Below are 19,348 nucleotides of genomic sequence, written 5' to 3'. Positions count from 1 at the left end.
TCAAGGGATATTTTCCTAGGAATATTTGCGTTACGACGGTCGCCGCCCGGAATGTCAGGTTTGTAAGTGCACTGTGAGGGACAGCACAGGATCAATTGGAAAAAATAGAAGTCACGCCCGAAATGATCGAAGCGGGCGTACTCGTTCTTATGCAGTCTGGGCGTGTCTCGGAGAATCTGCCTGATTGGGCATCGCATTCACTTGTCGAAGGCATTCTTCGGGCTGCACTGCGTCAGGCGTTCCATTAACGAATCCTGTCGCGTCCATGAGGACCTTCGCTAGTTCTCTGAAATTTTCTGAGGCAATTCGTAACTTTGCGACTGTTACAGCAGTTGCTGCTGCTAGTTCAGGATGTTTTCTGCCTGAAATCAGGATGGTCTGTTTAAACGTCGGGGAGTTCGATCTGGCATCAAAGGTTTGCTCGCCGTGCGCCAAGGAGTTGCGGAAGCTATTAAATTGAAGTGATTTTTTAATGGCTCCCCTCGCGAATCGAACTGAGCATTCGCATAGGCGATATGGGTGTTCCAGAGCGGCCTCTAAAATGTCTGTTCTGGATTGAAATACGCGTGGTGAGAAAAATATAGAGCGCGCCATTTCGTACGGAAGACCAGTCGAGTCCTGAAACCAGTAGCTCAGACGTTCTTCTATTAAGGACCATTGCCCCATGGCTTGGCCAAATGCCAAATGAAACTCCTTTTGGGAATTTGACATCTCGCTTACATTGAAACCGTCTTTTCCTAAGATTGGTGGCATGGCAAAATCCAAAGATCATCTCAGCGGTACAAAAGCGCTTATGGGCGCTCTCGTGCGGATGAAGCCTAAGCCGCGCGAGGAAATGAAGGTTGGGAAAAAGCGGGAGCCAACCGAAGTCGGCTCCCGCTCTCGTTCAGCTCAAAAGATAAACAAAGACCGCAATAGCCCTAAGGCACGCGGCTAAGTCCACTTTGATTGAACACCGGATGATGAGTTGCTTTCGCATCTCGGGTCCTCCGGGTAGCAGCGCGCCGCTAACCCAAAAGGTCTGCGGTGAAGCTCCCATCGAACGAATAAGCCGTCGTTCATGGGCGCATCGGCCCATCATTGGCGTTCTAGAACCGCCGCAAATGGCCCCGCGTGGTTTCCTTTACCCACCTCTCAGAATCACTCTGTGGGGTCCGCGAACTCCCCCGGCGGTATGAGCGCCAGCTTTCGCATCTGGTCGTAAAGGCACGGGCTGTGCGGGGCCACTCGCATTGGCGCAGGAACCACCTTTCGCTTCCGAACGGTCGCACGTTTCAATGATGGGCCGAGTCTCTACCTAAAGTCGAATCGTTTTCGCCATGCGCGGAAACGCTTTTCGGCGTGTCGCTTGCTACTGATCTTAGTTAGTCGGCCGATACGTCAGGCGCTTGCCCTCTATACCCTTGAGAGCTTTCGCCGTCCGTTCCCCGTCAGTCACGCCAAGGCCGGAACGATTGTTGTAGCGGAATTGAAATTCCGGTCAGGTAAGGCTGCAAGTGCTGTTCGCCGCAGAACGTGTAGTCCCGCGCATGCCGCGCTTGAAGACGCCAAAGAAGTTTTCGACGTTGTTTGTGGTGAAGCCAGCGGCGCTCACGTATTCGCGCCCGCTGCGGTTCATCGTTTGATGGTCGCCAAACTCCGGTCTTGGTGTAGGGCCTGCCTTACGACGGTCGCCGCCCGGAGCCTTATTTCAGCCCGTTGCCTACGGCGACAAAACGACCGTTGACGGAACTGCCGATGCCGGTGACCGCGACCAGGATGACGATGCTGATGCAACTCGCAATCAGCGCATATTCGATCGCGGTCGTACCCGACTCGTCGCGCAAAAAATCCGACGCAAGCTTTGCAATGAACCGCACTGCCCACTCCGATCGATCCTGCGCGGATTCTCGCGCGTTGCTGGGAACCGGCAACTTAAACGCGAATGATTGCACAGATCCTTAAGCGATACCCTCAATGAATGCTTAAATCCGATGGCGAAATTCTACCGGCGCATCATGCCCCCGGACCTGCGAGCGGCCGCTCCTCCATCAATATGAGAAGCAGCGCCGCGCCTGCGAGCATCGCTCCTGCGGCGGCAAACACATAGCGGAACGCCGCTGTCAGGTCGGACGCCGAGATCGCATTGATCTGATGGCCGCCGTCCTGGCCGATCGAGATATTTGCGCCCAGGATCATCAGCAGGATAGCGGCGAAGGCGACGACAGCGAACGACGAGGCTAGCGCGCGGAAGAAATTCATCGCGCCGGTGACGGTGCCGACCTGCGGGCGCGCCACCGCGTTCTGCAGCGACACTACGGTGACCGGAAATATGGTGCCGAGACCGAAGGCGAATAGCGAGAGCAGCACCAGCAGCGGCCACAGCGGCATCACGAATATCGCCAGGATCGCGGCGATGACGGCGGCGAACGCGGTCCCGACAATCGCTACCCGCTTGTAGTGGACCGTGCGCGTCATGGTGCGGCCGGCAAGCGCGGCGCCGCCGGTCGAGATCGCGGCAATCGGAATCAACGCCAATCCGGATTCGCTGACGTCGAGATGGTGAACCACCTGATAGTACAGCGGCAGATGCACGGTGATCCCGACGATGGCGCCGAGTCCGAAGGCGCCGGCGGCGATTGCATAAGGGACAACCGGGCCGCCAATCAGCGACAACGGCAGAAACGGTTCCGACGTCCTGTGCGCGTGCCAGACGAAGCCCGCGGCAAGGGCGAGCGAGGCGCCAAGCATGGCGGCGATCGTCGGCGACAGCCAGGCGAAACGATTGCCGCCCCAGGTCAGCACCAGCATGAACACCACGGCGGACGCCATCAGCAGCGCTCCGCCGATCCAGTCCACCTTGCGGCGGCGATGGAACACCGGGATTTTTTCCATCTTCGGCAGCAGCATCGCCAGTGAGACGACGCCGAGCGGCACGTTGATCCAGAAGATCATCGACCAGTGCAGGTGCTCCGCGAACACCCCGCCAAGCACCGGGCCGGCGATGCCCGCCGCGGTCCACACACCGCTGAAATAAGCCTGATACTGGCCGCGCTCGCGCGGCGTCACCACGTCGGAGATCACGGTTTGCACCACCGGCAGGATGCCGCCGCCGCCGAGGCCCTGCACCCCGCGCGCGACGATCAGCGTCGCGATATTCGGCGCCAGCGCGCAAAGCACCGATCCGGCAATGAACAGGCTGAGCGCGGTGATGATCATGGCGCGGCGGCCATAGATGTCGCTCAGCGAGCCGAACACCGGCGCGACCGCGGTCGACGCCAACAGATACGCCGTGATGATCCACGACAGGGTGCTGACGTCGTGAAACTGGCGGCCGATGGTGGGCAGCGCGGTCGCGACGATGGTCTGGTCGAGCGCCGCCAGAAACATGGTCAGCATCAGGCTGACCAGGATGGTACGGACTTCGCTCCGGCTCAGCGGAACCGGAGGCGCGATCCACGGCGCATCGGAATCGTCCGTGGAATGCGTGGCGGCTTCGCGGGAACTGTCACCGGCCGAAATCCGTGGAGCGGACAGATCCCGACCGGGCTGATCCAGTTTGTTCATGTGAGGAAGACAAATTTTCGGCTGAAATGGCAGGAAAGCGAAGGGCGAATGATGGAAGGACGAATGACTGCGTCATTTCGTATTATCTATAACGACATTATAACGCGCGCAGTCGCGTTCGGACAGCGCTGCCGCGGCCCAAGAGCGTCTGCGGACACTCAATCGCAAACATGTGATGAATAAGGACTTAGCTCCGCGGCCGATTTTTCAGCCGGGCGCGCTTGGACAACCGGACCGGCCACTGCACGATATGATCCTCGAGCTCCGAATCGGGAATCTCGTTTTCGGTGCCGCGCACCCGGCCTCGCACCGAGACCCCCGCCTCGTGCACCGTGTTGCGGTCGCCGGAAATCAGCGGATGCCACCAGTAGAGGTCGCGTCCTTCCGCGACCAGCCGGTAACCGCAGCTCGGCGGCAACCAGTTCAGGCTGCGAACGTTTTCAGGCGTCAGGCGAACGCAGTCCGGAACCTGCCCGGAGCGGTTCGCATAATCCTTGCAGGCGCAAAGTCCGGCATCCAGGAGCCGGCAGGAGACATGGGTGAAATAGATATCGCCGGTGTCTTCGTCCTCGAGCTTTTCCAGGCAGCAACGTGCGCAGCCGTCGCACAGGCTCTCCCATTCGGCGCTGGACATTTCTTCCAAGGTCTTGGTCTTCCAGAAGAATCCGGCCTGTTCCGACGAGCGCGAGGATCGTTGCGTCATGCTTCGCTTCTTGCTTCGACTGAGAAATCGCAATTTCTATGGGCTGTAGCCGCGCCCCGCGCAAGCGCATTCACGGTCCCGGGGCAATGCTGTTCGAACGTGCAACCGGCCATTGGTTTATCACCCCTGCTCGGATAGAAAGAAACGCTTTCCCGAGCACGCGGATGATGTTCCATCCGTTGATTTTGTGTGCCTTGGGTTTGCCGCAACACTCTTGCATGACGTGCCGACGGCGCCGGACGGGGCGCCGCCACGCCGCAGATCGGTCACAGGCCCCTGGTGCGCAACATCCTGCCCTCGGATTGGAAAAAGCGAATCCGGCATTTCCTGCTGGACTTCGACGCGCGCGTTGATTCGACACTGTTCTCTTCTGCGGTCGGCGCGCGGGAACTTTACGAGCGCTTCTCCACCTTCATGGACCGTTTCTATGTCGGCCGCTGGAAACGCTGGGTATTCATCGAGCCTTTATCGGAAGCTGCAACGCTCGGCCTCGGCGGCCTGATCGTCCTGCTGGCGCTGGCGCAGCCGGCGTTCCGCGAAACCGCCGACGAGGACTGGCTGAAGAAATCCGATCTCGCGGTCACGTTCCTCGATCGCTACGGCAATCCGATCGGCAGCCGCGGCATCAAGCACAACGATTCGATTCCGCTCGAGGAATTCCCCGACAACCTGATCAAAGCGACGCTCGCGACCGAGGACCGCCGCTTCTACGATCACTTCGGCATCGACGTCGGCGGCACCTTCCGCGCGCTGGTCACCAATGCGCAGGCCGGCGGCGTGCGGCAGGGCGGATCGTCCATCACCCAGCAGCTCGCGAAGAACTTGTTTCTTTCAAACGAACGCACCATCGAGCGCAAGGTCAACGAAGCCTTTCTCGCCATCTGGCTGGAAACCCGCCTGACCAAAAACGAGATCCTGAAGCTCTATCTCGACCGCGCCTACATGGGCGGCGGCACTTTCGGCGTCGACGGCGCGGCGCATTTCTATTTCAACAAGTCGGTGCGCGACATCAATCTCGCCGAAGCCGCTATGCTCGCAGGCCTGTTCAAAGCACCGACCAAATACGCCCCGCACATCAACCTGCCCGCGGCCCGCGCCCGCGCCAACCAGGTGCTCGACAACATGGTCGACGCCGGATTCATGACCGAGGGACAGGTGTTCGGCGCGCGGCGCAATCCCGCCACCGCGGTCGACCGCCGCGACGAGAACTCGCCGAACTATTATCTCGATTGGGCGTTCGACGAGATGCGCAAGCTGGTCGATACCTTTCCGCGCTCCTATACCGAGCGTGTGTTCGTGGTGCGCACCGCCATCGACATGAACGTGCAGCACGCCGCGGAAGAGGCGATCGAGAACCAGTTGCGGCAATTCGGCCGCGACTATCATGCGACCCAGGCCGCAACCGTGGTCGCCGATCTCGACGGCGGCGTGCGCGCGATGGTCGGCGGCCGCGACTATGGCGCGAGCCAGTTCAATCGCGCGACCGACGCCATGCGTCAGCCCGGATCGTCGTTCAAGCCGTACGTCTACACCACCGCGCTGCTCAACGGCTTCAAGCCGACATCCACGATCGTCGACGGCCCCGTCTGCATCGGCAACTGGTGCCCGCAGAACTACGGACATTCCTATTCCGGCACGGTGACGCTGACCCAGGCGTTGACTCGCTCGATCAATGTGGTGCCGGTGAAGCTTTCGATCGCTCTCGGCAAGGGCGAGAAGAACCCGGCCAAGGCCGGACGCGCCAAGATCGTCGCGGTCGCCCGCAAGTTCGGCATTGTCACGCCGCTGCCGGACACGCCCTCGCTGCCGATCGGCGCCGACGAGGTCAACGTGCTCGAGCACGCCGTCGCCTATGTGGCGTTTCCGAACAAAGGCAAGGCGGTTACGCCGCACGCGGTTCTGGAAGTCCGCACCGGCGCAGGCGATCTGGTCTGGCGCTACGACCGTGACGGCCCCAAGCCGCGTCAGATCATTCCAGCGTCGGTCGCCGCCGACATGGCCGGCATGATGAGCCACGTCGTCAGCGAAGGCACCGCGCGCCGCGCCATCCTCGACGGCATTCCGGCGGCGGGCAAGACCGGCACCACCAACGCCTATCGTGACGCCTGGTTCGTCGGCTACACCGGCAACTTCGTTTGCGGCGTCTGGTACGGCAACGACGACTACTCGCCCACCAACCGCCTCACCGGCGGCGCGCTGCCTGCCCAGACCTGGCACGACATCATGACGGCCGCGCATCGTGGCGTCGAAATCAAGGACATCCCTGGCGTCGCCGCGCCGGCGAAGCCGACCGCAGCCGACAGCGCCAAAGTCGCAGGCGACGACAACGCGAGTCCCGCGCCGCCGCCCATCCTGACCAAGCGCGGGGCCGAGATTCTGGTGCGTGTGGAAAAGATGCTGGATGAAGCCGCCAAGACGGTCGGAAAAACCTCGGCGGCCCCCTCCGCCTCGCCTGCTGCCTATTCGTCCGGCGCCGCGGCGTTTTCCGAAAGTCTTGCGGCCGCAACGTCCGGCGGCCGGACGAGCCCCGCGCCACGCAAGAACTGACGCATGATCCGGTGGCCCCTCGTTTCCGAGCGAAGCATGTCCTCGGACTTGACCGGAGCCGGAGGCCGGTTCGCGTGCGGACAACGCGTTGAACGGGGAGCCTCGCTTCTGATTTCATGAAGTGGAAAGACTCCATGACCTTCAACTCGGAACTTCAACTCGAAACCGGACCGGAAGCCTAATATCATAACGGTCCTTTGATTCTGCGGTTCGCATCAAAGGAGTTGAGCGAGTCCTTTGCGAACTTCGAAAACCGGAGCGCCGACCCGTGCGGCTGATTTTGATCACCTTGCTGGCGTTCGGCCTTGCCACCGCGGTCGGACTCGGAGCCACCTGGATCACCGCGACGCGCGGCACCGATCTGGGCACGCTGACAATCGGCGCATGGACCGCAAGGCCACGAAGCGGATCCGCCGATATCGATCCCTATTCGCGCGCCGCGATTGCGCGCAGTGGCGAACTGCCGATCGGAACCGGAGACGGCATCGCGTTTCTCGCGACCACCTCCGACGACAAGCGCCCGCTTGACGGCCGCTGTGACGTCGTCGTCAGCGGCGTGACCCCGGCGGCGCGGTTCTGGACGTTGACGCTCTACGACCGCAAGGGCCATCTGGTGGCCAACTCGCTGCAACGCTACGGCTTCACCAGCGAGGAGATCGTGCGAAACTCCGACGGCTCTTTCGTGGTGAACGTGGCCGCGCGCGCGCGCGCCGGCAACTGGCTGCCGACCGGCGGCATCGAGCGCTACGTGCTGATGCTTCGACTCTATGACACTCCGGTCGGGGTCGCGACGCGAACCCAGCGCGACGCGCCGATGCCTTCTGTCGCGACCGGAGAATGCTCATGATCCGCGTGCTGCTTGCGGTCGTCGGCGGCATCCTGCTTGGCGGCGTCGTGCATCTCGTCAGCGTGCTGGCGTTACCGCGGATCGCCTCGCAGGACGCCTATTCGCGGCTGACGGCGATGACCGCGGTGAACGCGGTGACGCCGCTGCCGCCCGCCGATCCCGGCGTTTCGCCGATGCCGTTCATGGACCCGGCCTTTGCCATCGCGGTCTGCCGCTATGACCTGTCTGCCGGATCAATCAAGCTGACCGTGCCGGTGAGCCAGGCCTACACCTCGGTGTCGTTCTACACCCGCAGCGACGTCGCCTATTACGCCATCAACGACCGTTCCGCCGGACGCAAGGTGATCGAGCTCAACCTGATGACCGAAGCCCAGCACGCGGAACTGCCCGAGGAGGAAGACGTCACGGCGGCGGACCGGCTCATCATCGATTCGCCCTCGACGACGGGACTGATCGTTCTGAAGGCGCTGGCGCCGGAGCCGGGCATGATGGAGCAGGCGAAAGCCTCCCTCTCCGCTGCAAAGTGCCGGTTACAGACCGAGCCGCCCATGGTGAAGCCCGAGGCGAAGCGATAGGTTGAAAACCGTCGAGCTTTTCCGCTGTCATGCCGGACGCCGCCAACGGACCCGCGCGAATCACGGCCGGATGACAGGCTCTATCCGCGCGTGCGCAGGGCGCGGCCGACCACCGGCGCTGCGGTGACCGGAGGATTGGCCGTCAGCGCCGCAAGCTGCCCGATCAGACGATCGGCATCGGCCGCCACGCCGTCCGGCGCTTGAATAACCAGATGCTCGAGCGCCCAGCGGTAGGACGCGATCCGCTGCTCCAGGCACTGCTGCACCCACTGCACGATCAGGGTGTTCTCTTCCATGCGCGCGACGGCATCCGAACGCTCGCGCCGCGACAGATCAGACACGAGATTCAGACTCGCCTTGCGTTTGCTGTCGAGATCAAAGACTTGCCGCGCGGTGTTGAAGAAAGGATCGAAGCGGGTGATGTCGTCGCGGACATCGTCGATCAGTTGCGCATAGCGCGAGGCGTGGGAGCGATGCGGCTCGTCGATCAACTGACGGCCGTAGGCGCTGCGGTCGAATGCGGGCTTCTGCCGCCACGGCGGCGCGAACGGGTCATAGTCGCCGAACACGCTCTTCCAGGCCGGCCGCGAATGCGGCGGCTCGACCAGCGGATAGGCGAGATCGCGCAACATCCGCTCATTGTCCGTGAGCTGGAATCGTGAGGGTGGCCGGCCGATGCTGCCGGTCGCTTCCGCACCCATCCAACGATGCATGTCGTCGTTGCGGACATCTTGACGAACACGGCCGAAGTCGCCGCCGCTGCATGCGGCAAGCGTTGCGCCGAAAAGAATCACGGAAACAATCGAAAGGAGGCGCGGGAGGAATGGACCTGCCGGTTTCACCGGAGCCATTCCGGCTTTGATAGAATCAAGGCCGGGCTCTTTTATTTGCCGCGTTTTCTTCACGCGAACCGCTCCAGCCGATTCACCGGCATCGATCTGTACTCCGGGGAATCAGGATCGGGCGCGGCGGCGGCGACGGCGGCCCGGGGCCGCGCCCTCCTCGGGACCGCGTCCCCCGCTGGTCTCCTCACTCTCGCGGTCGATGCGGACGACCGGCAGAATCACAACGATCCCCATCGCGCGGTCCGCCGAGCGATCCATCGTTGATCCCGGCCGCGAAGCCGCATCGGCCGGAAACGCGATAACGGTGCCCATCCCCAGTGTCTCCTCGCCCCGCGCCGGACCGATTTCGGCGGCGCCGCGTCGGGATTTAGAACCGGGCATGGTTAACGGCCTGTTAAAGCCGCCTCGCTAGATTGAGGCGAGTTGTCTCCATAAGCGTACGCCGACATGACCGCACCTCCGATGTTTCCCGGCTTCGACGGGTTGTTGACGCTGTCCCGCCGGGACGGCGTCGACATCCGTCCGACGCTGCTGCGGGTGCTGACCGACCTGTACGTGCAGACAGCCACGCACTCCGCCGAGGAGGAGCAACACTTCGTCGAACTCACCTCGCGCCTCATCGATCAGGTCGACGACGCCACCCGCGCCGCGGTGCGCGCCCGCCTGTCGATCTATCCACGGACGCCGGCGGCGATCATGAGCAAGCTCCGGCTTCATGCAGCGTCCCAGCCGCGAGCGACTAAAACCGCGCCGTCCTCCCGGCCGGCTCCCTCGCCGGCCGCGGAGACGAAACCTCGTACAATCGCGGCGCTGTCGATGGAGCCGCGCGACGGCTCCGAAATCAGCGAGATGTTCTTCGCCGCGAACGCCAGGGATCGCGCCCTGATCCTGCAAAACCTGGCGACAGCGCCGCTGCGGCCATCGCCGCGCATCCATCCGTCGCGGGCCGCACGCGCGATCGAGACCCTTCACATGGCGGCATTCGCATCCGACGTCGATAACTTCACGACCGAACTCGGCGAGACGCTGATCCTGCCCGCCCGGATCGCCGAACGGGTGGTGAAGGATCCGGGCGGCGAGCCGCTCGCCTGCGCCGCCAAGGCCATCGGCATGCCCTCGAAAATCTACCAGCAGGTTCTGCTGTTCCTCGATCCCGCCATCGGCACCTCCGTCATCGCGGTGTACCGGCTGTCACGGCTCTATGACCTGCTCGACGAACGCTCGGCCCGGATCTTGCTGGCGGCCTGGCGCGGAGCGACAATGACCGAGGCGCGGGCCAAATATCGTCCCGCGCTTTATGACGACGAGCGCTATCGCATCAGAACAAGGCCGGCGCACATCCGTCCTGGCGTTGCCCAGCCAGGCACCGCCACGGTGATCCGGCACGGAACGGACCGTGATGGATCGGACGGTTGAAAACACGGACGCTCACGTCGGCGCCATCGTTTCCTTGACCTTCGCGACCAGAGCGCTGAGCGCAAAGGGTTTCGCAAGGAAGGCGAACTGTTCGTTCTCCGGCAGACTCTTGTCGAACGCTTCTTCGGCATAACCCGATACGAAAATGATCTTGAGATTCGGGTTGCGCTTGCGCATTTCGCGCAATAGCGCGGGACCGTCCATCTCCGGCATCACCACGTCCGAGACGACGAGATCGACGGCGCCGTTCTTCTCGTCGAACGCTTCCAGCGCCTCGATGCCGTTGGCGGCCTCGATGACGCTGTAACCGCGCGAGCGCAGGCCGCGCGCATTCAGCGAACGCAGGCCGTCTTCGTCCTCGACCAGCAGGATGGTGCCCTGCCCGGTCAGGTCGCCGGACGCAGGCTTGGCCGGAGCGGACGAGTCTCTTGAAGGCCCGCCGGCTGCGGCATCGGGCCGGGCATCCGTCTCGGGGTGATGGCGCGGCAGGAAAATGCGGAACGTGGTCCCCTCGCCCGCTTTGGAATCGACGTAGATGAAGCCGCCGGTCTGCTTGACGATCCCGTAGACCGTCGACAGCCCGAGGCCGGTGCCCTTGCCGACCTCCTTGGTGGAAAAGAACGGCTCGAAGATCTTGTCGACGATGTCGGGTGGAATGCCGGTGCCGGTGTCGCTGACCTCGACCAGCACGTAATCCGCGGCCGGCATCCCCTTGCAGGCGAACGCCGCGACCTCGCCGGCCGGAACGTTGGCGGTGCGGATCGCGAGCTTGCCGCCGTTCGGCATGGCATCGCGTGCGTTGACCACGAGGTTGACGATCACCTGCTCGAATTGCGAGACGTCCGCCTTGACCGGCCAAAGGTCCCGCCCGTGTACGACACCCGGGAACGTGACCTTCTCGCCGATCAATCGCTTGAGCAGCATGCCGATGTCGCTCAGTGTGTCGCCGAGGTCGAGCACCTTCGGCTGCAAGGTCTGCCGCCGCGAGAACGCCAGCAACTGCCGCACCAGAGCGGCGGCGCGGTTGGCGTTCTGCTTGATCTGCATGATGTCCTGGAACGACGGATCGGTCGGCTTGTGCGCGTTCAGCAGGAAGTCGTTCGCCATCATGATCGCGGACAGCACGTTGTTGAAATCGTGCGCGATGCCGCCTGCAAGCTGGCCGACCGATTCCATCTTCTGCGACTGATTGATCTGGTTTTCCAGCGTTCGCCGCTCGGTCGTCTCCAGCACATACACGATCGCGGCTTCAGCATCGCGATCGTCGTCCTCCACCGCGGTGACGAAAAACTGTCCCCAGCGCTCGCGCGCGCCGACGAGCATCAATTCCACCGGCGGAATATCGCCCTGCCCTTCCGCCGCAGCCTGAATGGCCGCGCTCAACTGGCCGCGATCGCGCTCGTTCACCGCGGCGAGAATCGATTTGGCCGACGCGCCGTCCGAGCTGAGGCTTTGCGCGAGTTTCGCGAAGCGCGCATTGGCTCGACCCACGGCGCCGGACTTGTCGACGGTGGCGATCGCCATCGGCGTATGATCGAAGAAGCGCATGAAGCGCACTTCCGCCGCGCGCTGCGGATCGACCCGCTCGTCGCGGGCGCGACTGATCACCAGCGTTCGGGAGGGACCAGGCACGCCGTCGGCGCCGAACGCCAGCTTGTGATAGAGACGCGCGGGCATGGTCTTGCCGTTGCGCATCCGCAGGTCGACATCGAAGACTTCGGTTTTGACTTCGCCGGGTGCCGCGACGATCGAGGTCAACAGCGCGGCGCCGTCGCCGGAGACGACATCGGTGAGTTTCAAGCCGCCCGAACCGATCTCCGCGAGATCGTGATCCAGCCAGTTGGCCAGCGTCGCATTGACGTAGGCGAGATCGCCCGACGGATTGACCGAGAAGAAACCGCATGGCGCATGATCGAGATATTCGATCGCATGGCGCAATTCCTGGAACACGTCTTCCTGCCGCTCGCGGTCGCGGGTGATGTCGGCGATCGACCACACGGCATGTCGAGACTGCCGCTTCGCCTGGCCGAGCGGACGGACCCGCAGCCGCAGCCAGCGGCCGTGCTCGCCGTCGGCGGCGGCGACGCGCACCTCTTCCTGCTGGCGCTTGCCTTCGCGCGCGGCCTTCAGCAGCCGGAACACCGCCTCGGAGACGTCGGGGTTGCCGATGAAGACGCGCTCCACCGGCCGCACATCCTGCATCGAGGTGGCGCCCGTCAGGTTGAGATAGGCGGAGTTGGCATAAACGATGTGTCCGCCGGCATCGGTGATCGCAATGCCGTCGAAGGCGTGATCGGCGACCGGGCGCATCAGCGGATCATCGGCGGTGCGGTCGGCGAAGCGGACGATGCCGGCCGCGAATGCGAACAGCGTGAACAGGCCGACCATCGCCAATAGCGCCAGCAGCGCCAGGATATAAGGCTGGGCATTGGCATGCCCGAGCGTCATGAACGCCACCGCCGCCGCGACGATTGCGCCCGCAACCAGAAGGACCAGCAGGATGCTGCCGCTCCGCCGCGCCGGTTCCTGCGCGACCTGCGGCGAATCGATATCGGGATCGGGCGTCATGGAGTCCGGCGGGGCCTGTCGCAGCGGGCGCGGAATGCGCGTGCGCCTGGCCCTGAGTGCCTGAATCGGACCCGCCAGCGCAAGCACCTCATGGGCTCATTCCCGCCATTTCCCCCATCCGGATCCTCTTCCCAAACGGCTGCCGGTATCAGATTCGGCGCCCCGAAAAGCCGCGCTTCAGGCCCATGACGTAGCCGATGATTTCGGCGACCGCGTGATAGTGCTCCGCCGGAATCTCGTCGTCGACCTCGACGGTGGCGTACAGCGCGCGGGCCAGCGGCACGTTTTCGACGATCGGAATGTCGTGCTCGCGGGCGATTTCCCTGATCCTGAGCGCGATATTGTCCATGCCCTTGGCCACGCAGACCGGCGCCGACATGCCGCGCTCGTAGGACAACGCGACCGAATAGTGCGTCGGGTTGGTGATGATGACCGAGGCCTTCGGCACCGCAGCCATCAGGCGCTTCTTCATGCGCGCGAACCGCAACTGCCTGATCCGGGCCTTGATGTGCGGATCGCCTTCCGACTGCTTGAACTCCTCCTTGATCTCCCGCAGCGACATCTTCTGCCGTTCGAACCACTGCCGGTACTGCAGCAGGTAGTCTCCGATCGCGACCAGCGCGAGCATCGCGACCACCGCACCGAGCAATTGCAGCGTCAGCGTTTTGGTGGTGGGGAGGATGGCGTTCGGATCGAGCCGCACCAGGGCGTCGAGCCGCGAGCGCTCCGGCCACAGCACCGCCGTCATGACCGCGCCGAGCGCCAGCACCTTGAAAAGTCCCTTGGCGAAGTTCGCGGCCGCCTGCTTGCCGAAGATCCGCTTGGCGCCGGAGACCACCGAAATCTTGCTGAGCTTCGGCTTCAGCGCCTCCCCCGACCAGACGAAGCGGTGCTGAACGATATTGCCGGCAATAGCGGCCAGCACCAGCATCAGCAGCGGCAGGCCGAGCGCGGCGACAAGGGCGTATTCGATCTGCGCGGCGAGCGCCAGCAGACCGGGGCCGTCGGTTCGGATCTGCCAGGAGTTGGCGATCAGGTTGCGCAGCGGCACCTCGAACCCGCCGCCGACAGAGCCTGCGAAGGTCGACAGCACCAGCGTCGCACCGGCGATCACGAACCAGGTGTTGACCTCCTGGCTCTTGACGACGTCGCCGCGCTCGATCGCGTCATCGAGACGTTTTTGCGTCGGGTCTTCTGTCTTTTCGGTCTCGTCGCTCTCGTCGGCCATCGTCGCCGTGTCCTAGTGTCCCGATTCCGAAGTTCGCATACCCTCGCAGCAACCTTTGATGCGAACCTCGGAATCAAAGGGACACTACCAACTTTATGATTCTAGTGTGGTTTGGGTTCAGAAGTTCGCTTGACGGACTCTCAGAGACACTGGGAGCGAACTTCTGAACCGCCACGCTAGTGGTCCAATTCTAACATTTGCATCCCGTTGCCGCAGGGAGTCCTTGCAAATGTTAGAATCAAAGGACCACTAGCAACTATCAGGTTTCTAGCGGAGTTTTGAATTTGACATTCGCCTGACAAGTTCGCTGCAAAGTGGGTAGCGAATGTCAAATTCACTCCACTAGTTCGACAACGTCAGATCGCGCATCACGCCGACAAAATAATCCATATAGGTCCCCATCATGGACACCAGCACGGCGGCGAGAATCATGAAGCCGATGAGGATCGAGAGCGGCACGCCGATGAAATAGACCTGCATCTGAGGCATCAACCGCGCCAGCACGCCAAGCCCGATATTGAAGACCAGTCCGAACACCAGAAATGGCGCCGACAGTTGCAGGCCGATCTTGAAAGCAGCGGCGAAAGCGCGGGTCGCCAGCGCCGCCACGTCGCCGCTCGGCATCAGTTCGCCCGGCGAGAAAATCCTGTAGCTCTCGTTCAGCGCTGTGATGACCAGATAGTGCGTGTCGGTCGCGAACAGCATCGCGATGCCCAGAATGGTCAGGAAGTTGCCCATCAGTGCGCCTTGCTGGCCCTGAGTCGGATCGATCGACGTGACGAATCCAAGCCCGAGCTGCTGCGCGATGATCGAGCCCGCGACCTGCAATGCCGCGAGCGTGACCCGCGCTGTGGCGCCCAGCACCACGCCGATGATGATCTCATGCACCAACAGGACCGCCAGCGGCGCGGCCGACTGCATGTCGACGTGGTAGGCGGCACGATGCAGCGGCAGGATAATGAGCGTGAGAAGCAAGGCGATAGCAAGCTTGACCCGCACCGGAATGAAGACCTCGCCGAAGCCCGGCAACAGCATCACCATCGCGCCGATGCGGGCGAACACCAGCATGAAGGCGGCGCCAAGAGCGGGCAGAAGCGAGATATCGATACGCATGGCGCCCTTGAGGTGCTATCCCGGCATTCGCGTCGGGAGCTTGCAGCGAGCGGATCACGAACGTCACATTCGCGCCTGCGGCCTTGTGCATCAACCGCCGATGATTCGCGACGAAATCCGTATCATTTCGGCGTGCAACGCATCGGCCATGAACGGCAACGCCAGCACCAGCGTGACAAAAATGGCCAGGATTTTCGGCACGAACACCAGCGTCTGCTCCTGGATCTGCGTCAATGCCTGGATCAGCGAAATGGCGACGCCGACGATCAGGCCGACGCCCAGCAGCGGTCCCGAGACCAGAACGATGGTCCAGATAGCATCGCGCGCAACGTCCAGTGTTTCGGCGCCGGTCATGACAAACCCTCTTTTCGGCCAGATAAGGAACGACGCAGCATCGGCGAGCCGAGGTGCGCTGCTTCTCCCCGCCCGCGGGGAGAAGAGTGTGACGGGAGGCTTTGGAGAGTTGGCCAGACGCCCCTCACCCGACCGTCTGCGCGGCGCGTCGCCGGTCGACCTCTTCCCGCTGACGGGGAGAGGTAAAGCAAGAATTCAGGGTTCGACATAAGGAGCATCGATCAGATCGGCATCTTCATGATGTCTTCGTAGGACTGGATGACGCGGTCGCGCACCGAGACCAGCGTCGACACCGCGACGTCGGTATCCGCCACGGCGGTCACCACGTCCATCAGGTTTGCCTTGCCCGACGCCATGGCGACCGTCTGCGCATCGGACTTCCGCCCCGACTCCATCACGCTGCCGAGCGCATCCTTGAGCACCGCGCTGAACGAGGGGCCGTCGCCTTCCGGCGTCTTGCCGGCGACGCTGGAACCCATCATTTTTGCGAGGCTCGCGTAGGCGTTTGCTGCAACTGTGGGTGATGCCATGGTCAGGTCTCCGATCAGGACTTGAGGATATCGAGCGTGCGCTGGATCATCCGGCGCGTTGCGCTGATGATGTTGACGTTCGCCTCGTAGGACCGCTGCGCGTCACGCATGTCGGTCATTTCGACCAGCGAATTGACGTTGGGATATTTGACGTTGCCGCTGGCGTCGGCAGCCGGATTGCTCGGCTCGTACTTGACGCGGAACGACGACATGTCGGGCCTGACCCGGCCGATCGTCACCACTTTCGCATCGAGCGCACGATCGAGCGCCGATGAAAAGGTCGGCACCTTGCGCCGGTAGGGATCGCCGCCCGGCGTCTGCGCCGTCGAATCGGCGTTGGCGATGTTTTCCGAAATCACCCTCATCCGCCCGGCCTGCGCCCGCAGACCGGATGTCGCGATGCCCATCGATCGCATGAAGTCGGCGCCATTGTCTGCCATGCTGCGGTCTCCTTCCCTTCAGCTCTGCGTCATGCCTTGCCGACAGCCATCTTCAGCAGGCGCAGGCTGCGGCTGTAGAGCGACGTCACGGCGGCATAGTCCATCTGGTTGGCCGATACCTTGAGCATCTGATCCTCGAGGTTGACGGCGTTGCCTGCGGGGCGGGTCTGAAAGCCGGCATGACGATTCTGGTCGAAGTTCGAGGCCGGGCCCGAACCCGCGATATTCAGGCCGGAGGTCGTGTTCATCATCGCCAGCGTCGCGCCGGACGAAGCGTTGCCACCCTGCGCGTCGAACTTCGGCTCCACGAGATCGCGCGGCTTGAAATTCGGCGTGTCGGAGTTGGCGATGTTTTCGGCGAGAACGCGCTGGCGCTCCTGATGCCACTGCATCCGGGTGCGCAGAGCCGTCAGCGCGGAAATATCGTTGATGGGCACGGCGGGCCTCCCGCTCCTCCCCCCGGAGACGATGCGCCGCGGGGGTAGGCAGAATTTGCCGCCTTTATGGTTAACAACCGGTTAAGACCCGCAGCCACGCGATTCCGCCGAAGTCCGCGGCCTTCCCCGGCCAAAAAACGTCCTCAATCCCGCCCGAAGCGCATTTTGCCAAAAAGCCCCGCGTTAACCACCTCCATTAACCGGAACGGCCGGTGCTCAGAAGTTGTTTTGGTCTGGTCGATTCATAGGTTATTAAGGACGTCAGCGGCAGCTTTTGCCGGACGGGGTTAACAGATTGGGCCAAGGCTCGGTCGTCACGGGAGGGTGCCGAAAGGCATTCGACGATCCGAAGCTGCAATAAAGCCGCTTTCTGTCAGGGACACAAAAAATGCAGGCAATCACATTCGTCATCGCATTCATTGTGGTCCTGGCGCTGATCGCCGGGACCGCCTGGCTGGTACGGCGATTTGCGGGAAACCGGCTCGGCACCAACGCCAATCGTGGACGGATGCCCCGCCTGGCGGTGATCGATGCCGCCGCCGTGGATGGACGCCGGCGGCTGGTTCTGGTGCGCCGCGACAACGTCGAACACCTTCTAATGATCGGCGGACCGTCCGATATTGTCGTGGAACCCAACATCGTCCGCGCACCGGGGCGCGATCAGATCCCGCAACGTCCTTCCGCCGGCGGCGAACTGCCGCGGATGCCGCCGCTGGCCGAAACCGGCTGGACGGAGTCCGACAGCCCGCGCTCCGATCCGCTCGATCATCCCGACGAGATGCCGGACCCGACGCGCCCGGCCCCGCGTCCTCCCTTCCCCGATCCGGCGCGACGTCCGGCCGCCGCCGAGCGCCGCAGCGATCCCTTGGCGGGCTTCACGCCCGAGCCCATGAGCCGGACCGACATTCGCGGCACCCGTCCCGCCGCACGCAGCGAGCCCACGATGCCGCCGCGGCCGCCCGTTCGTCCGGTCGAGCCCGTGCTCACAACGCCCCCCCGGCCTGCCGAGCGACCGACATTTCCGCCGCCACCGCCTGCGCCTGCGCCTACCGCATCGCCTCCACCTGCCTCCAACGCGGACCAAAATCTTGCCGAAATGGCACAACGTCTCGAAGCCGCGCTCCGACGCCCGGCCAACGACGGCAAGCCCGCGGCAGCGCCTCCGGTCGTTCCCGAACCGCCACCCCGTCCGCGCGCCGTGGAAACTCCTGCGGCTGCCGCGCCGCGCAGCGAACTGCCGGCGCCGCCGCCGGTCCCTCCGCCCGGTTCGAAATCCGGCTTCGAGCATCTTGAAGACGAGATGGCGTCGCTGCTCGGGCGTCCGAAGTCGCCTTCGTGAGGCCGGCGGCCCACCCGCGTAGAGTTTTATTTCTTCTCGTTCTGATAGCCGCCGGATCGTTCGCAGATCCGGCGTTCGCGCAGGATATCAGCATCAATCTCGGCGGCGCCGGCAACGGCGGCGTGACCGAGCGCGCGATCCAGTTGATCGCGCTGCTCACGGTGCTGTCGATCGCGCCGTCGATCCTGATCATGATGACGTCGTTCACGCGCATCGTGGTCGTCTTGTCGTTGCTGCGCACGGCGCTCGGGACCGCGACCGCGCCACCGAACACCGTCATCATCGCGCTCGCGATGTTTCTCACCGCGTTCGTGATGGGACCGACGCTGCAGAAGTCCTACGACGACGGCATCAAGCCGCTGATCGCGAACCAGATCACCGTGGAGGACGCGCTGCAGCGTGCGTCCGTCCCCTTGCGCGGCTTCATGCAGAAGAACGTGCGCGAGAAGGACCTCAAGCTGTTCATGGATTTGTCTGGCGAACCGCCGCCGGCGACGCCGGCCGATCTGTCGCTGCGCATCCTGATGCCGGCCTTCATGATCTCGGAGCTGAAACGCGCCTTCGAGATCGGATTCCTGCTGTTCCTGCCCTTCCTGATCATTGACCTCGTGGTGGCGTCGGTCCTGATGTCGATGGGCATGATGATGCTGCCCCCGGTCGTGGTGTCGCTGCCGTTCAAGCTGATTTTCTTCGTGCTGGTCGACGGCTGGTCGCTGGTGGCGGGCAGCCTGGTGCAGAGCTACGGGAGTTGAGCGACGGTGCGCGCTCCAGCGTTCAAGTTTTGACGCGTTTTCTTCACGCGAACCGGCATCCATCCCCGCGTCGAGCCCGAAGACCTGCTTCGCTCGAAAACGCTGCTG

At 63.2% G+C, this 19,348-nt stretch carries 20 protein-coding genes and 1 pseudogene; 7 read left to right on the top strand and 14 right to left on the bottom strand.

Translation table 11 applies throughout. From position 1 onward, the window contains the following. Positions 1–147 precede the first annotated feature (147 nt). Positions 148–753 carry a hypothetical protein gene (locus BGN91_RS16990; RefSeq protein WP_292615172.1) on the bottom strand — a complete coding sequence of 202 codons (606 nt, stop codon included), beginning with the start codon at positions 751–753 and terminating at the stop codon, positions 148–150. Here BGN91_RS16990 and BGN91_RS16985 point away from each other — a divergent pair. Beyond that, complete coding sequence (locus BGN91_RS16985; protein WP_292615170.1) at positions 752–937, top strand: hypothetical protein; 186 nt, start codon at positions 752–754, stop codon at positions 935–937. The two genes, BGN91_RS16990 and BGN91_RS16985, sit on opposite strands and share 2 nt — an antisense overlap. 423 nt (positions 938–1,360) lie before the next feature. Here BGN91_RS16985 and BGN91_RS16980 read toward each other — a convergent pair. From BGN91_RS16980 to BGN91_RS16965, 4 genes and pseudogenes are all read right to left on the bottom strand, one after another. Continuing rightward, positions 1,361–1,639 (bottom strand): annotated as a pseudogene (locus tag BGN91_RS16980) (transposase); the annotation flags it as partial. Positions 1,640–1,685: 46 nt separating this feature from the next. After that, a complete protein-coding gene (locus BGN91_RS16975) occupies positions 1,686–1,850 on the bottom strand; it encodes a Flp family type IVb pilin (RefSeq protein WP_292615173.1) in 165 nt (54 codons plus the stop codon). Between the two features lie 145 nt (positions 1,851–1,995). Then, positions 1,996–3,546 (bottom strand): MDR family MFS transporter, encoded by a 1,551-nt coding sequence (locus BGN91_RS16970; protein WP_292615168.1) that lies wholly within the window; start codon positions 3,544–3,546, stop codon positions 1,996–1,998. Positions 3,547–3,733: 187 nt separating this feature from the next. Then, complete coding sequence (locus BGN91_RS16965) at positions 3,734–4,249, bottom strand: YcgN family cysteine cluster protein (RefSeq protein ID WP_292615166.1); 516 nt, start codon at positions 4,247–4,249, stop codon at positions 3,734–3,736. Positions 4,250–4,528: 279 nt separating this feature from the next. Between BGN91_RS16965 and BGN91_RS16960 the strand changes: the two genes are divergently transcribed. The 3 genes from BGN91_RS16960 (at position 4,529) to BGN91_RS16950 (ending at position 8,218) form a co-directional block, all read left to right on the top strand. Further along, positions 4,529–6,796, top strand: coding sequence for a PBP1A family penicillin-binding protein (locus tag BGN91_RS16960; RefSeq protein WP_292615164.1), 2,268 nt, complete (start codon positions 4,529–4,531; stop codon positions 6,794–6,796). Positions 6,797–7,064: 268 nt separating this feature from the next. Continuing rightward, positions 7,065–7,643 carry a DUF1214 domain-containing protein gene (locus BGN91_RS16955; RefSeq protein ID WP_292615163.1) on the top strand — a complete coding sequence of 193 codons (579 nt, stop codon included), beginning with the start codon at positions 7,065–7,067 and terminating at the stop codon, positions 7,641–7,643. Then, complete coding sequence (locus BGN91_RS16950) at positions 7,640–8,218, top strand: DUF1254 domain-containing protein (protein WP_292615162.1); 579 nt, start codon at positions 7,640–7,642, stop codon at positions 8,216–8,218. Before BGN91_RS16955 ends, BGN91_RS16950 begins: the two co-directional genes overlap by 4 nt. Positions 8,219–8,298: 80 nt before the next feature. On the opposite strand, the gene BGN91_RS16945 is transcribed toward BGN91_RS16950, so the two are convergent. Next, positions 8,299–9,069 carry a hypothetical protein gene (locus tag BGN91_RS16945; RefSeq protein ID WP_292615161.1) on the bottom strand — a complete coding sequence of 257 codons (771 nt, stop codon included), beginning with the start codon at positions 9,067–9,069 and terminating at the stop codon, positions 8,299–8,301. Between the two features lie 102 nt (positions 9,070–9,171). Next, a complete protein-coding gene (locus BGN91_RS16940) occupies positions 9,172–9,375 on the bottom strand; it encodes a hypothetical protein (protein ID WP_292615160.1) in 204 nt (67 codons plus the stop codon). 135 nt (positions 9,376–9,510) lie between these two features. Here BGN91_RS16940 and BGN91_RS16935 point away from each other — a divergent pair, with 135 nt between their 5' ends. After that, on the top strand, positions 9,511–10,479 hold the full coding sequence (locus tag BGN91_RS16935; protein ID WP_292615159.1) for a DUF2336 domain-containing protein: 969 nt from the start codon (positions 9,511–9,513) through the stop codon (positions 10,477–10,479). A 12-nt stretch (positions 10,480–10,491) separates the two neighbouring features. Here BGN91_RS16935 and cckA read toward each other — a convergent pair whose 3' ends face one another. From cckA to flgB, 7 genes are all read right to left on the bottom strand, one after another. Next, entirely contained in the window at positions 10,492–13,047 is a 2,556-nt protein-coding gene (gene cckA / locus BGN91_RS16930; protein ID WP_292615157.1) for a cell cycle histidine kinase CckA, read from the bottom strand. Positions 13,048–13,195: 148 nt separating this feature from the next. Continuing rightward, positions 13,196–14,275 carry a flagellar biosynthesis protein FlhB gene (gene flhB / locus BGN91_RS16925; RefSeq protein WP_292615156.1) on the bottom strand — a complete coding sequence of 360 codons (1,080 nt, stop codon included), beginning with the start codon at positions 14,273–14,275 and terminating at the stop codon, positions 13,196–13,198. A 342-nt stretch (positions 14,276–14,617) separates the two neighbouring features. Beyond that, on the bottom strand, positions 14,618–15,388 hold the full coding sequence (gene fliR, locus BGN91_RS16920) for a flagellar biosynthetic protein FliR (RefSeq protein WP_292615154.1): 771 nt from the start codon (positions 15,386–15,388) through the stop codon (positions 14,618–14,620). Between the two features lie 90 nt (positions 15,389–15,478). Further along, on the bottom strand, positions 15,479–15,742 hold the full coding sequence (gene fliQ / locus BGN91_RS16915) for a flagellar biosynthesis protein FliQ (RefSeq protein ID WP_292615153.1): 264 nt from the start codon (positions 15,740–15,742) through the stop codon (positions 15,479–15,481). A 221-nt stretch (positions 15,743–15,963) separates the two neighbouring features. Further along, entirely contained in the window at positions 15,964–16,272 is a 309-nt protein-coding gene (gene fliE / locus BGN91_RS16910; RefSeq protein ID WP_292615151.1) for a flagellar hook-basal body complex protein FliE, read from the bottom strand. A gap of 14 nt (positions 16,273–16,286) precedes the next feature. Beyond that, entirely contained in the window at positions 16,287–16,712 is a 426-nt protein-coding gene (flgC, locus tag BGN91_RS16905; protein WP_292615150.1) for a flagellar basal body rod protein FlgC, read from the bottom strand. Between the two features lie 29 nt (positions 16,713–16,741). Next, on the bottom strand, positions 16,742–17,149 hold the full coding sequence (flgB, locus tag BGN91_RS16900; RefSeq protein ID WP_292615148.1) for a flagellar basal body rod protein FlgB: 408 nt from the start codon (positions 17,147–17,149) through the stop codon (positions 16,742–16,744). Positions 17,150–17,537: 388 nt separating this feature from the next. On the opposite strand from flgB, the gene BGN91_RS16895 reads away from it, so the two are divergent. Beyond that, positions 17,538–18,488, top strand: coding sequence for a flagellar biosynthetic protein FliO (locus BGN91_RS16895; protein ID WP_292615147.1), 951 nt, complete (start codon positions 17,538–17,540; stop codon positions 18,486–18,488). Continuing rightward, on the top strand, positions 18,485–19,240 hold the full coding sequence (gene fliP, locus BGN91_RS16890) for a flagellar type III secretion system pore protein FliP (RefSeq protein WP_292615145.1): 756 nt from the start codon (positions 18,485–18,487) through the stop codon (positions 19,238–19,240). The genes BGN91_RS16895 and fliP overlap by 4 nt, the downstream gene beginning before the upstream one ends. The last annotated feature ends 108 nt before the right edge of the window (positions 19,241–19,348 follow it).

The organism is Nitrobacter sp. 62-13, assembly GCF_001896955.1.
GTDB lineage: Bacteria > Pseudomonadota > Alphaproteobacteria > Rhizobiales > Xanthobacteraceae > Nitrobacter.
The sequence above is the reverse complement of the archived record's forward strand: the minus strand, read 5'-3'. Positions and strand labels throughout refer to the sequence as shown.

Coding starts and splice junctions, on each gene's coding strand:
- BGN91_RS16985 (WP_292615170.1), top strand. CDS start 752: ATGGCAAAATCCAAAGATCATCTCAGCGGTACAAAAGCGCTTATGGGC.
- BGN91_RS16990 (WP_292615172.1), bottom strand. CDS start 753: ATGCCACCAATCTTAGGAAAAGACGGTTTCAATGTAAGCGAGATGTCA.
- BGN91_RS16970 (WP_292615168.1), bottom strand. CDS start 3,546: ATGAACAAACTGGATCAGCCCGGTCGGGATCTGTCCGCTCCACGGATT.
- BGN91_RS16965 (WP_292615166.1), bottom strand. CDS start 4,249: ATGACGCAACGATCCTCGCGCTCGTCGGAACAGGCCGGATTCTTCTGG.
- BGN91_RS16950 (WP_292615162.1), top strand. CDS start 7,640: ATGATCCGCGTGCTGCTTGCGGTCGTCGGCGGCATCCTGCTTGGCGGC.
- BGN91_RS16945 (WP_292615161.1), bottom strand. CDS start 9,069: ATGGCTCCGGTGAAACCGGCAGGTCCATTCCTCCCGCGCCTCCTTTCG.
- BGN91_RS16940 (WP_292615160.1), bottom strand. CDS start 9,375: ATGGGCACCGTTATCGCGTTTCCGGCCGATGCGGCTTCGCGGCCGGGA.
- BGN91_RS16935 (WP_292615159.1), top strand. CDS start 9,511: ATGACCGCACCTCCGATGTTTCCCGGCTTCGACGGGTTGTTGACGCTG.
- cckA (WP_292615157.1), bottom strand. CDS start 13,047: ATGACGCCCGATCCCGATATCGATTCGCCGCAGGTCGCGCAGGAACCG.
- flhB (WP_292615156.1), bottom strand. CDS start 14,275: ATGGCCGACGAGAGCGACGAGACCGAAAAGACAGAAGACCCGACGCAA.
- fliR (WP_292615154.1), bottom strand. CDS start 15,388: ATGCGTATCGATATCTCGCTTCTGCCCGCTCTTGGCGCCGCCTTCATG.
- fliQ (WP_292615153.1), bottom strand. CDS start 15,742: ATGACCGGCGCCGAAACACTGGACGTTGCGCGCGATGCTATCTGGACC.
- fliE (WP_292615151.1), bottom strand. CDS start 16,272: ATGGCATCACCCACAGTTGCAGCAAACGCCTACGCGAGCCTCGCAAAA.
- flgC (WP_292615150.1), bottom strand. CDS start 16,712: ATGGCAGACAATGGCGCCGACTTCATGCGATCGATGGGCATCGCGACA.
- BGN91_RS16895 (WP_292615147.1), top strand. CDS start 17,538: ATGCAGGCAATCACATTCGTCATCGCATTCATTGTGGTCCTGGCGCTG.